The organism is Nocardioides sp., from assembly GCF_041913365.1.
Lineage (GTDB): Bacteria > Actinomycetota > Actinomycetes > Propionibacteriales > Nocardioidaceae > Nocardioides.
Window position 1 is genome coordinate 1 of the sequence record NZ_JAYSFM010000012.1, and the last position, 11,856, is coordinate 11,856.

Here is an 11,856-nt window from a genome sequence, read left to right on the forward strand (position 1 = left end):
CCCCCCGGGGTGTTTAGCCGCGGGGGTGTTGGCGGGGGTGTTCCCGCCGCGACCCCCACCCCCCCACTGGACTACCACGAGGGACGACAGAAGTATCTTGATGTCGAGACATCTACTCTCGGCCGAAACCATCTCGATGTCAAGATTCTCGACCGTCCGGGTCGTCTGGCAGGATGTCGTCATGCGTGACGAGGTGGACGACCTGGTCGAGGCGTGGGGCCGCGAGCGCGGCGACCTGGACCTCGCCCCGGTCGAGGTGTTCTCGCGGATCAGCCGGCTGGCCCGCCACCTCGACCTCGCGCGCCGCGACGCCTTCACCGCGCACGGCATCGAGTCGTGGGAGTTCGACGTGCTGGCCGCGCTGCGCCGGGCGGGAGCGCCGTACGAGCTCTCCCCCGGCCGCCTGCTGCGCGAGACGCTCGTGACCAGCGGCACCATGACCAACCGCGTCGACCGGCTCACCGGCCGCGGACTGGTCGAGCGGCTGCCTGACCCGCGCGACCGCCGCGGCGTGCTGGTCCGCCTCACCGCGGAGGGCAAGGCCACCGTCGACGGCGCCTTCGAGGCCCTGCTCGCCGCCGAGGCCGACATCCTCGCCGACCTCCCCGACAAGCAGCGCACCCAGCTCGCCGGGCTGCTGCGCTCGCTGCTCGCGCCCTTCAGCTAGGCGCTACTCCACCACCTCGGAGGCCTCGAGCCACTCCAGCTCCAGCTCCTCCTTCTCCGCCGCGAGCTCGCCGAGCTGCGCGCCCACCCGGGCGAGCAGGTCGTAGTCGCTGAGGTTGGCCTCCATCTCGGCGTGCAGCTCCGCCTCGCGTACGGCGATGCGCTCGAGCTGCTTCTCCACCCGGGCCAGCACCTTGCGGGCGGCGCGGTCCTCGGCCGAGCCGGGGCGCGCCTTGGGCTGGGCGCCGCCCGGTCCGTCATGCGAAGCCGACCCCATCGGACCAGGTCCGGATGACGGATCCGACGCGGCCGCGGCCTCGGCGGCTGCGTGCAGCGCGGAGCGACGTTCCAGGTACTCGTCGACACCGCGGGGCAGCATCGAGACCTGGCCGTCGCCGAGCAGCGCCCAGACCGAGTCGGTGACCCGCTCGAGGAAGTAGCGGTCGTGCGAGACCACGATCAGCGTGCCGGGCCACGTGTCGAGGAAGTCCTCGAGGACGTTGAGGGTGTCGATGTCGAGGTCGTTGGTCGGCTCGTCGAGGAGCAGCACGTTGGGCTCGCTCAGCAGCAGCTTCAGCAGCTGGAACCGCCGCCGCTCGCCACCAGAGAGGTCGCCGAGCCGGGCGGTGAGCCGGTCGCCGGTGAAGCCGAAGCGCTCCAGCATCGACGTCGCCGTGATCTCCTGCCCGTCGAGCGTGCGGGTCACGCGCCGGATCGACTCGACGGTGGGCAGCACCCGCGCCTCCGGGTCGATCTCGTCGAGCGCCTGGGTCAGGTGCTGCATCTCGACGGTGCGCCCGTGCTTGACCCGGCCCACGTCGGGCGGCAGCGCGCCCGAGATCAGCGAGAGCAGCGAGGTCTTGCCGGCGCCGTTGACGCCGACGATGCCCACCCTGTCGCCCGGGCCGATCCGCCACGTCGCGTGGTCGAGGAGCTTGCGCTCGCCGCGCGAGAGGTCGACGTCCTCGATGTCGATGACGTCCTTGCCGAGCCGCTGGCTGGCGAACCGCTGCAGCTCCATCCGGTCGCGCGGCGGCGGCACGTCGTCGATCAGCGCGTTGGCCGCGTCGATGCGGAACTTCGGCTTCGACGTACGCGCCGGGGCCCCGCGCCGCAGCCATGCCAGCTCCTTGCGGGCGAGGTTCTGCCGTCGCGTCTCGGTCGCGGCGGCCTGGCGCTGGCGCTCGGCCTTCGCCAGGACGTACGCCGCGTAGCCACCCTCGTACGAGTCCACCGCGCCGTCGTGGACCTCCCACGTCGTCTGGCACACCGCGTCGAGGAACCACCGGTCGTGGGTCACCACGATCAGCGCGCTCGGCAGGCTCACGAGGTGGGAGGCGAGCCAGGCGACCGCCTCGACGTCGAGGTGGTTGGTCGGCTCGTCGAGGACGATCAGGTCGTGGCGCGAGAGCAGCAGCGCGGCGAGGGCGCAACGGCGGCGCTCGCCACCGGACAGGCCGACGACGGCCCGGTCGAGCGTGACGCCGGCGAGCAGCTCCTCGACGACCTGACGCGTGGTCGGGTCGGCGGCCCACTCGTGGTCCTGCCGCCCAGCGAGCACCGCCTCGCGGACGGTGTGGCTGTCGACGAGCTCGTCGCCCTGGTGGAGGTAGCCGATCTCCACGCCGCGGGTCCGCGAGACGCGGCCGGTGTCCGGCTGCTCGATGCCGGTCATCACCTCGAGCAGCGTGGTCTTGCCGTCGCCGTTGCGCCCGACGATGCCGACCCGCTCCCCCAGCGAGATGCCGAGGGACACGTTGTCGAGCAGCGGCCGGACGCCGTAGGACTTCGAGACGCGCTCGAGGTTGATGAGGTTCGCCATGACCGGGCGATCCTCTCAGGTGAGCCCCAGCCGGCCGGGATCGGCGTACGCCGCTCGGTCGAGCGGTGGTCCACCTACATTCGGGCGGCCAGGAATGTGGGTGGGCCACCGCCGACCGGCGTGTCGTACGACGCCGCGCCGCTGGGCGGTGGTCCACCTACATTCGGGCGATCAGGAATGTGGGTGGGCCACCGCCCACCCGCGGGTCGTACGACGCCGCGCCCGCGAGCGGTGGCAGAGCGGGAATCCGGACGCCAGGAATCCCCCTGGACCACCGCTCAGGCGGTCGGCTGGGGGTCGTCGGACGACGGAGCCGGGACGACCTCGCCCCGGGGCGGGGTGGAGCCGTTGGTGCCGGCGTACTTCTGGATCAGCTGCTCGACGTCGAGGCCCGTGGTGGACTTCAGCAGCTCCATGGTCTGGACGAGGTTGTTGGTGACCTGGCGCGGCAGCTCACCGGCACCGTCGGCGGAGATCACGGTCAGCTTGTCGATGCCGGCCATGGGGCGGGCGAGCTCGGCGGCGACCTTGGGCATGACCTCGATGAGCATCTGGAGGACGGCGGCCTCGTTGTAGCCGGCGAACGCCTCGGCCTTCTTGTCCATCGCCTCGGCCTCGGCCTGGCCGGCGGCGAGGATCGCGGCCGCGCGGGCCTCACCCTCGGCGCGGGTGGCGTCGGCCTCGGCGACGCGGCGGGCCTTCTCGGCCTCACCGCGCTTGGCGCCCTCGATGGCCTCCGCCTCGGCGAGGGCCGAGCGGCGGGACTTCTCGCCCTCACCGGTCAGGCGGGCCTTCTCGGCGTCGGCCTCGGCGGCCGCGATGGAGGCGGCCTTGCGGGCCTCGGCCTCGAGGATCTGGGAGTTGCGGCGACCCTGGGCCTCGGTCTCGACGCGGTAGCGCTCGGCGTCGGCGGGCTTGCGGACCTCGGTGTCGAGCTCGCGCTCCTTCAGCGCGGCCTGGCGTACGGCGACCTTCTCCTGCTCGGTGAGGATCGCCTGGTCGCGGTCGGCCTGCGCGAGGGGTCCGGCGGCCGCGGCCTGGGCGTTGGCGGCGTCGGTCTCGGCCTTGATCTCGGCGTTCTTGAGGGCGAGGGCGCGCTGGGTGACCGCGATCTCCTGCTCGGCGGCGATGCGGGCCTGCTCGGCGGCCTGGCGGGCGTTGGCCTCGGCGATCGCCGCGAGCTGGCCGAGCTTGGCGGCCTCGGGGCGACCGAGGTCGGCGAGGTAGGAGCCGTCGTCGGTGATGTCCTGGATCTGGAAGGTGTCGAGCACGAGGCCCTGGCCGGTCAGCGACGACTCGGACTCCTCGGCGACGCGCTGGGCGAAGGCGGCGCGGTCGCGGATGATCTGCTCGACCGACATCGAGCCGACGATCGAGCGCAGCGCACCGGCGAGCACCTCCTGGGTGAAGGTCTCGATCTCGGCCTGCTGGCTCAGGAAGCGCTGGCCGGCCGCGCGGATCGAGTCCTCGTTGCCGCCGACCTTCACGATGGCGACGCCGTCGAGGTTGAGCTTGATGCCCTGGCCGGACACGGCGCCGCGGATCTGCACGGAGATGCGGCGCGAGGACAGGTCGAGGGTGGCCAGCCGCTGCACGAACGGGATGACGAAGACCCCGCCGCCCATCACGACCTTCTGGCCGGACAGGTCCGTGGAGATCTCGCCGGTCTCCGGGTTGCGTACCTCTCCCTTGCCCTTGCGCCCGGTGATGATGAACGACTCGTTGGGGCCGGCGACCTTGTAGCGCGTAGTCACCAGCAGCGCGAGCAGCACCAGGAGGACGACGAGGCCGATCACTGACGTGACGACCGGGGACAGACCGAACATGGACGGGCTCCTAGCGAGAAGGGTGACGTGGTTCAGGGGAGGAAGAGCGGCTCGACCTGGACGGCCGTGGGCGAGATGACCTGGGTGACGCTGACCTGCGTGCCGGGAGGTACGGCGACGCTCGAGCGCGCGTTGAGGCGGGTGATGTGGCCGCCGACGCTGATCGACACGACGCCGAAGCCGCCCTCCGGGATGGCGCTGACCACCGACCCGATCTTCTCGACCATGTCGGAGGTGCGGACGGTGTCGGTGGTGCCGTCGCCGTGCAGGAAGCGCGAGGCCTTCGCCGCGGCCCAGCCCAGCAGCACGCCGAGCACCAGGCCGATGACGACGGCCGCCGAGGTCGACCCCGTCGCGTCGAGGGCGATGGCGCCACCGAAGCCGAGGGCGCCGAGGAAGCCGGCGAGCGCCTCGGTCGAGAAGAAGCCGGCGCTGAGCCCTTCGAAGGCACCGTCGAGGACGTCACCGACCACCAGTGCGACGAGCAGCAGGACGACGCCGATGCCGCCCACCACCAAGAACACGGTCACGATGCCTCCCCCAGGTCATGCTCGCGGCGTGACTGCCGCGCACAACATAGCGGCATGCTTCCCCGTCCGGGTCAGTTCATGCCACCCGGTCCGGACCCCATCCGAGACGTCGGGCGCCGTCAGGCCAGGACGTGCGCTCCGGCCACCGGGCCGACGGCGGGCAGCACGACGTCGTACTCCTCCGAGAGCCCGGCGACGAGCTCCATCGCACCCTCGCGCCCGTCGCACAGGAACACGCACGTCGGTCCGGAGCCGGACACCGTGCCGCGCAGCGCGCCCGCGGCCTGGCCGCGCTCGATGAGCGTGCCGAGCTCGGGGCGCAGGTCGATCGCCGGCTCCTCGAGGTCGTTGTGCAGGGCCCGCGCGAGGCGTACGGGCTCACCGCTGGCCAGCGCGGCCAGGAGCTCGGTCGGCTCTGCGGGCTGCTCCGGGGCGTCGGGGAACATCGCGTCGAAGTGCCGGTAGACCGCCGGCGTGGAGAGCCCGACCGTCGAGGGCACCACGACCCACCACCAGGCGCCCGGGTCCTCGATCGGCTCCACGACCTCGCCGCGACCCCGGCCCCGCGCCGTGCCGCCGACGAGGGAGAACGGCACGTCGCTGCCGAGCCGCGCCGCCTGCTCCAGCAGTACGTCGTCGGGCTGGCGCAGGTCGTGCAGCCGGTCGTGCGCCAGCAGCGCGGCGGCGCCGTCGGCCGAGCCGCCCGCCATGCCGCCCGCGACCGGGATCTGCTTGCCGATCCGCACGTGGTGCCGCTCGCCGCAGGCCACCTCGGCGAGGGCGCGCATCGCGATGTTGGCGGCATCGGTCGGCACGCCGTCGACGTCGACGTAGCCGGCCCCGACCACCGTCAGGGCGTCCTCGGCAGCCGCCGAGACGGTGACGTCGTCGTGCAGCGAGATCGCCTGGTAGACCGTGTCGAGCGGGTGGAAGCCGTCCTCGCGCGGGCGACCGACGCCGAGGTGGAGGTTGATCTTGGCGGCCGCCCGGACGGTCACGGGTTTCGAGGCTCGCTGCGCTCGCACCTCAACCACCGACGGCTCGCAGGCCCTCGGCGATCCGGGCGAAGTCCTCCACAGTGAGCACCTCGCCGCGCGCGGTCGGGTCGACGCCGGCCGACTCCAGCGCCGCGGTCGCGACCTCGGCGGAGCCGGCGAGCCCGCGCAGTGCGGCCCGGACCTGCTTGCGCCGCTGCGCGAAGGCGGCGTCGACGACTGCGAAGACCTCCTGGCGGCTGGCGGTGGTCTGTGGCGGCTCGCGGCGGGTCCACGCGACCAGGCCGGAGTCGACGTTGGGGGCGGGCCAGAAGACGTTGCGCCCGATCGCGCCCGCCCGGCGTACGTCGGCGAACCACGCCGCCTTCACGCTCGGCACGCCGTAGGTCTTCGACCCCGGGCCGGCCGCGAGCCGGTCGGCGACCTCGGCCTGCACCATGACCAGCCCGCGCTCGAGCGAGGGCAGCAGGGTCAGCAGGTGGATCAGCACCGGCACGGAGACGTTGTAGGGGAGGTTGGCCACCAGCGCGGTGGGCGGCGGGCCGGGCAGCTCCTCGACGCGCATCGCGTCGGCGAGCACCACCTCGAAGCGCTCGGCCTGCCCCGGTGCGTACGCCGCGATGGTGGCCGGCAGCCGCTCCGCGAGCAGCGGGTCGACCTCGATGGCGATCACGCGCCGCGCCACCTCGAGGAGGGCCAGCGTGAGGGAGCCGAGTCCCGGGCCGACCTCGACGACGACGTCGTCGGGACCGATGCCGGACTCGCGGACGATCCGGCGGACCGTGTTGGCGTCGATCACGAAGTTCTGGCCGCGCTGCTTGGTCGGGCGCAGGTCGAGCTCGGCGGCGAGCTGACGCACCTCGGCCGGCCCGAGGAGCCTCGGGCCGGCCGGGTTCGTGGTCATGGTCGCAACCCTAGTGGTGGGTCTCGATACGCCGCTCGCTGCGCTCGCGTGCTACTCGACCACCTGTGGGCGTCAGCGGGGCAGGCCGAGCTTGGCGGCGCACCCGGGCCACGAGCCGTAGCCGCCGGTGGCGTCGCGGAGGCGGGTCGCCACCGCGATCTGGGTCTCGCGGGAGGCCTGGTGGGGGTAGCCGGTGCCGCCGTAGGCGCGCCAGGTGCCGAGGTTGAACTGGAGGCCGCCGTAGTAGCCGTTGCCGGTGTTGATGGCCCAGTTGCCGCCGGACTCGCACTGCGCCAGGGAGTCCCACACGGTGCTCCCGCCGGCGAAGTTGGACGTCGGCTGCTCCTTGGTGCCGACCTTCACGATCGTGGGCACGGCCTTCACGAGGGGCGAGGCGGTGACGACCTTGCGGGCGACGAGCTCGCCGTTGACGTAGCGCAGGCGGTAGGTGACCTTGCGGACGCCGTCCTTGCCTGCGCGGACGACCTCCTCCTCGCCCTCGTACATCGAGGCGTCCTCGCGCTCGATGACCGGCGCGTCGACGACCTCGCGGGCGACCTTCCTGGTGGCCAGGCGGATGTCCTTGACGACGACCTTGTCGCCGTCGGTGATCTCGGTGTCGAGGGAGGGGCTGACCTTGTCGTGCTTGTCGACGTCGAAGCCCATCGAGGTGAGCACGTCGGCGACGGTCAGCGCGGTGACCTCTCGCTTCTTCAGGTCCTTGGCGCCGAGCTTGATGTGCACGACCTTCGGGGTGACGACCTCGAGCGTGAGGCCGCTGCGGCCGATCGAGGAGCTGCGGCTGGTCGACAGGTCGGCGCCGTCGAAGCGGCGGCCGATCTCGCCGAGCGCGCTGGCGACGCTGGTCGAGTTGACCCAGTACGTCTCCGAGTCGCCGTCGACGGACAGCTCGAGCGGCCGGCCGAACTGCACCGCGATCGCGGAGCCGTCGGTGACGGCCTCGTCGATCGCGGGGGCGACCAGGTCCTTGTCCGTGATCTCGATGCCCTCGGAGGAGAGGACGTCACCGACGGTGTCGCCGATGGCGCTCACGCGGGTGGTCTTGCCGTCGAGGCTGAGGGTCACGTCCTTGCTGAGTGCCGCGTAGCCGACCGTCGTACCTGCGACGGCTGCCACGACGACCGCCACGAGGGCGGCCAGCACTGCCTTGGACCTGCTGAGCTGCGCGAAACGAGAGCGCACGATTCTCCGAACGTCGTACTCCCCGGGCCTCGGGCGGCAGCACACCCCACGGACGGCGCGCAGCACCCAGCGAGGGCGTACGAGTTGCGAGCGGGGGTTCTCGCAGAGCCGGCCCGATCCGGCTCCAGGTGCTGCCGAAATCGCTCCCGATCCCGGCCAACAATCACAAGACGATAACGAAACCGACCCGTGACGCAAACTCGAACGGGAATTTTGGCGGGAGGATTTCCCTACCAGGCGCCGCCGAAGGCGGCCTCGGTGTTGGCGTCGACGGCCCGGCAGAGCTCCTCCAGGTCGGCCTGGAGCACCTCCGCCATCGCCCGCACGGTGAGCGGGACGAGGTAGGAGGCGTTGGGCCGGCCGCGGTACGGCGTGGGGGTCAGGTAGGGGGCGTCGGTCTCCACCAGGACGCGGTCGAGCGGCGTGACCGCGAGCGCCTCGCGCAGGGGGGCGGCGTTCTTGAACGTCACCGTGCCGGCGAAGCTGAGGTGGGCCCCGCGGTCCAGGCAGCGGCGCGCGAAGGCGTCGTCGCCGGAGAAGCAGTGCATCACCCAGCGGTCGGGCGCGCCCTCCTCGTCGATGACCCGGAGCACGTCGTCGTGGGCGTCGCGGTCGTGGATCACGAGCGTCTTGTCGAGCCGCTTGGCCAGGTCGATGTGGCGACGGAAGCTCTCCTCCTGGACCGCGCGCCCGTCCTCGCCCGTGCGGAAGGTGTCGAGGCCCGTCTCGCCGACGGCGCGGACCTTGTCGTGGGCGCCGGCGAGGCGCTCGATCTCCTCCAGCGCCGCCTCGAGGTCGCCCGTCGCGGCCAGCCGGGGAGCCTCGTTGGGGTGCAGCGCGACACCGGCGACGAGCGCGTCGTGCTCCGCCGCCGCCTGCACCGCCCAGCGGGCGCCGGGGAGGTCGCAGCCGATCTGCACGATCCGCGGCACGCCGACCGCGGCCGCGGCGGCGAGGGCGTCCTCGGTGGTGATCCAGTCGCCGTCGGCGATGTCGAGGTGGCAGTGGTTGTCGACCACCGGGTGCGGCAGGGGCTCGGGGGCCGGGGGGCGCTCCCGGTCGCGACGGGCACCCGACTTCTCCTCGGTCCCGGCGCGGCTGCGGGTGGGTCCCTCCCCCGACTCAGCGGTGGACAACGTCGTACACCTCCCGCTTGGGCAGCCCCGCGCGCCTGGCGACCTCGGCGATCGCCTCCTTGCGCATGGAGCCCGAGGCCTCGAGGTCGGCCACGGCCGCGCGCAGGGAGCCGGCGTCGGTGGCGACGGCGGGGGCGCCGCTGGATCCCTCGACGACGATCGTCACCTCACCCCGTACGCCGTCCTTCGCCCACGCGACTAGGTCGCCGAGCGGGCCGCGGCGTACCTCCTCGTGGGTCTTGGTCAGCTCGCGGCACACCGCGGCGGCCCGGTCCTCGCCGAGCGCCTCGGCCATCGCGGCGAGCGCCGCCTCGGTGCGGTGGGGCGCCTCGAAGAACACCATGGTCCGCTCCTCGGCGGCGAGCGCGGCCAGCCGGCGGCCCCGCTCCCCCGCCTTGCGCGGCAGGAAGCCCTCGAAGCAGAACCGGTCGACCGGCAGCCCGCAGACCGCCAGCGCGGTGAGCACGGCGCTCGGACCGGGCACGGCGGTCACGCGGACGTCGTGCTCCACGGCCGCGGCGACCAGGCGGTAGCCGGGGTCGGAGACGCTCGGCATCCCGGCATCGGTGACGAGGACGACCCGGTCGCCGGCGAGCAGCGCCTCCAGCAGGGCCGGCGTGCGGGCCTGCTCGTTGCCCTCGAAGTACGACACCACGCGTCCCGAGAGCGTGATGTCGAGGTCGGCGCACAGCCGCTTCAGCCGCCGGGTGTCCTCGGCGGCCACCACGTCGGCGCCGGCGAGCTCGGCAGCCAGTCGCGGCGGGGCGTCGCCGGCCTGACCGATCGGGGTGCCCGCGAGGACCAGGACGCCTGCCATGTCCCGATCATGTCAGGGGGTCTCGATACGCCGCTCGCTGGCGCTCGCGAGCTACTCGACCACCTGCCTGTTCGAGGTCTCGACACGCCTCGCTCGTTCCTCGCTCGGCTACTCGACCACCTACGTGCGCGCGACCTTGAAGCGCCAGGTGCGAGCGGTGCGGTTGCCGGCGGCGTCGGTCACCACGAGGCGTACGACGTGGCGCCCGGGCGCGAGGGCCTTCTTCGGCCGCCAGGTCACCAGTCCGCGTCGGGTGTCGTAGCGCAGGCCGGTCGCCCGGCGGCCGTCGACGCGGAGCGCGACGGACTTCTTCCGCACCCCCGAGTCGCGGTCGGCCACGCGCGCCCGGACGGTCGGGCGGCCGGTGCGGACGGTGCGCAGCGGGCCGATCCTCGAGATGCGGGGCGGGGTGGTGTCGACCGCGGGGGCGGGGGACGGCGGGGTGACCGGCGGCGTGGGTGCTGCGACGACGACCTGGACGCTGTCGCGCACCACGACGTGGCCGGCGTGCTCCCCGGTGCCGTGGGCGACGGTCACGGTGGCGGTGTAGGTGCCGCCCGCGGCGTACGTGTGGTCGGGGTCCGCGCCGGTGCCGGTGGTGCCGTCGCCGAAGTCCCAGCTGTAGGTGAGGTCGGCGGTGCCGGGCGTGAGGTCGGCGCAGCCGATGCGTCGCGCGGAGTTGTCGGGGTCGTGGACGACGACGGAGACCGCCTTCGGGCCGGCGCGCATCGGCTTGGTGACCTCGACGAGGCCGCTGGCTCCGGTGGCGTCGGAGGTGAAGAGCGGCCAGATCTCGTTGGGCTCGGCGAAGGCCTGGTCGGTGTCGAAGCGGAAGTGTGCCCCGCCCAGGTTGTCGTCGCACGCCTGCTCGTGGACGTGGACCGCCGAGTGGACCGCGCTCGGCTTGGTGCCAGCGACCTCCAGCAAGGTGTGGGTCCGACCGCGGCTGCGCACGAGGACGGCCCGGCCGGTGAGGTCGGGGTAGGAGTCGAGGCCGACCGAGTAGGAGTGGAGCGTGCCGGTCGTGGTCACCTGCGTCGAGAAGGCGACCGCGAGCGGCGCCGCGCCCTGTGCGGGTGCGGCGAGCGCGTCGATCGCCGGGAGCTCGTCGTCCGCGGGCGGCTCCGGCTCGGTGGGGCCGTTGCCCTGCGTGACGGTGACCGGGAAGTCCTGCTCGCGGAGCCCACCGCGCCCGTCGCTGACGCGGAGGCGCACGACGTACGACCCGGGGGTGCGGTACTCGAACATGGCGTGGTCGCTGTACGTCGCCGCCGCGCCGGTGCCGAAGTCCCACGAGGTGGCGACCACGTCGCCGTCGGGGTCCTCGGCGTTGGCGGTCGCGTGCACCACCAGCGGGGCCGGGCCGGACGTCGGCTCGACCACCGGGTCGATGGTCGGGTCCTGGTTGTCGCCGGGCGCGACCACGACGATCGTCCCGGTCATCATCGAGCCGTGGATCGAGCACTCGTAGCGGTAGGTGCCCGGCTGGTCGAACGTGTACGTCACCGGGGTGCCGCCCGCCTCGCGGTGCTCGACCAGCGGCGTCGGCCAGACGCTCTCCCAGGCACTGGTGGGTGCCAGCGACACCAGGTCGTGGCCCTGGTTGGCGCGGTCGAACTGCCACTCCACGGTGTCGCCGACGTTGATCGTGACCACCGACGTGCCGGTGTCGACCGACTGCCAGAGGTTGCTCGAGGTGCTGTCGACGGCGTCGACGACCCAGGTGCGGCCCTCGGCCGCGGCCGCCGTGGGCGACGAGGCGGCCAGCGCACCCGACAGCACCGACGCGACCAGCACGAGCGCTCCGAGGACCCCGCGCACCCTCCGCGTCGGGCGTACGGCGGACCGGGCGGCTCGGGGCATGACGACCTCTCCATCAGGGGCGACATGTCGAACGCAGTTCGCATGCCTGAATCTGGACCCCGAGTCTCTGGTGTGCCGGTCGTCACGTCAAGGC

The 11,856-nt window shown here is 73.0% G+C and carries 10 protein-coding genes; 1 reads left to right on the forward strand and 9 read right to left on the reverse strand.

Features of this window, described 5'->3' with window-relative positions:
- Nucleotides 1–181 precede the first annotated feature (181 nt).
- Entirely contained in the window at nucleotides 182–667 is a 486-nt protein-coding gene (locus ACE3QY_RS19185) for a MarR family winged helix-turn-helix transcriptional regulator (RefSeq protein WP_374457659.1), read from the forward strand.
- A gap of 3 nt (nucleotides 668–670) precedes the next feature.
- On the opposite strand, the gene ACE3QY_RS19190 is transcribed toward ACE3QY_RS19185, so the two are convergent.
- From ACE3QY_RS19190 to ACE3QY_RS19230, 9 genes are all read right to left on the reverse strand, one after another.
- Nucleotides 671–2,488, reverse strand: a complete 1,818-nt coding sequence (locus tag ACE3QY_RS19190; protein ID WP_374457660.1) for an ABC-F family ATP-binding cassette domain-containing protein — start codon at nucleotides 2,486–2,488, stop codon at nucleotides 671–673.
- 278 nt (nucleotides 2,489–2,766) lie between these two features.
- Complete coding sequence (locus tag ACE3QY_RS19195; protein ID WP_374457661.1) at nucleotides 2,767–4,314, reverse strand: flotillin family protein; 1,548 nt, start codon at nucleotides 4,312–4,314, stop codon at nucleotides 2,767–2,769.
- 32 nt (nucleotides 4,315–4,346) lie between these two features.
- Nucleotides 4,347–4,844, reverse strand: a complete 498-nt coding sequence (locus ACE3QY_RS19200; RefSeq protein ID WP_374457662.1) for a hypothetical protein — start codon at nucleotides 4,842–4,844, stop codon at nucleotides 4,347–4,349.
- A gap of 119 nt (nucleotides 4,845–4,963) precedes the next feature.
- The gene (locus ACE3QY_RS19205; protein WP_374457663.1) at nucleotides 4,964–5,878 is read right to left on the reverse strand and encodes a 4-(cytidine 5'-diphospho)-2-C-methyl-D-erythritol kinase; all 915 of its coding nucleotides are present in this window, start codon (nucleotides 5,876–5,878) and stop codon (nucleotides 4,964–4,966) included.
- A complete protein-coding gene (rsmA, locus tag ACE3QY_RS19210; protein ID WP_374457664.1) occupies nucleotides 5,871–6,743 on the reverse strand; it encodes a 16S rRNA (adenine(1518)-N(6)/adenine(1519)-N(6))-dimethyltransferase RsmA in 873 nt (290 codons plus the stop codon). The genes ACE3QY_RS19205 and rsmA overlap by 8 nt, the downstream gene beginning before the upstream one ends.
- Before the next feature lie 72 nt (nucleotides 6,744–6,815).
- Nucleotides 6,816–7,946 (reverse strand): transglycosylase family protein, encoded by a 1,131-nt coding sequence (locus ACE3QY_RS19215; protein WP_374457665.1) that lies wholly within the window; start codon nucleotides 7,944–7,946, stop codon nucleotides 6,816–6,818.
- A 230-nt stretch (nucleotides 7,947–8,176) separates the two neighbouring features.
- Nucleotides 8,177–9,082, reverse strand: a complete 906-nt coding sequence (locus ACE3QY_RS19220; RefSeq protein ID WP_374457666.1) for a TatD family hydrolase — start codon at nucleotides 9,080–9,082, stop codon at nucleotides 8,177–8,179.
- Nucleotides 9,069–9,899, reverse strand: coding sequence for a 16S rRNA (cytidine(1402)-2'-O)-methyltransferase (gene rsmI, locus ACE3QY_RS19225; RefSeq protein WP_374457667.1), 831 nt, complete (start codon nucleotides 9,897–9,899; stop codon nucleotides 9,069–9,071). Before rsmI ends, ACE3QY_RS19220 begins: the two co-directional genes overlap by 14 nt.
- 120 nt (nucleotides 9,900–10,019) lie before the next feature.
- Nucleotides 10,020–11,762, reverse strand: coding sequence for a PKD domain-containing protein (locus ACE3QY_RS19230; RefSeq protein ID WP_374457668.1), 1,743 nt, complete (start codon nucleotides 11,760–11,762; stop codon nucleotides 10,020–10,022).
- Nucleotides 11,763–11,856 lie beyond the last annotated feature (94 nt).